The 673-nt window shown below is 64.9% G+C and carries 1 pseudogene; it reads right to left on the reverse strand.

The window, feature by feature from the left end:
• Positions 1 to 673: pseudogene (locus tag U5782_RS41305) on the reverse strand (type IV secretion protein Rhs); the annotation flags it as partial.

Here is a 673-nt window from a genome sequence, read left to right on the forward strand (position 1 = left end):
GCCAGTCGTCATACTCGAAGGTCTGATCCTTCGTGGGCCCGCGCCCGCTCAACTTGCGTGACAGCCGCCCAAACGCATCGTATTCAAAGCGCTTGTCCTCGAACATCTTCAGCCGGTTGTGCTCGACGTAACCACCCGGATGATCGCTCGACACCAGGTTCGCCGCCGCGTCCCAGCGGAACACTTCCGAAGGCAGGCCCGGTCCCGCCGCCTGCTCGATGCGCCCCGTCGGATCGTAGCGGTACGCGGTCGCGCCATAGCGCAGATCCTGCTTGCGGATCATGTCGCCGGCCAGATCGTAATGCCACTGCTTGGCGAGCAACGGATCCGGCGCGGCACCGCGCAGCGCGCTCTGGTGCACACGCCGGCCCACATTGTCGTAGCCGATATGGCTCGTCAGCTTGCCTTGAGTGCGCAAGATTTCGCGATGCAGGTCGTCGCGCTCCATATCGGCAATCGCCGCACCGTCCATGCGGATCTGGTGGACGTGGCCGGAGCCGTAGTGCAGCCAGTCGATCGTGCGCTCGCCCGAAATCGTCGTCTGGCTGCGGTTGCCGAGTTCGTCGTAGGTGTGCGTGAGCCACCCGGTCGGCGTGTACTCCTCGAGCACTTCGCCGCGCGTGCCGTACTTGAGGGTCACGCGGTTCTTCAGCGCCGCGCCGTTTGCGTTGAC

The organism is Paraburkholderia sp. J67 (assembly GCF_905220265.1).
Classification (GTDB): Bacteria; Pseudomonadota; Gammaproteobacteria; order Burkholderiales; family Burkholderiaceae; genus Paraburkholderia.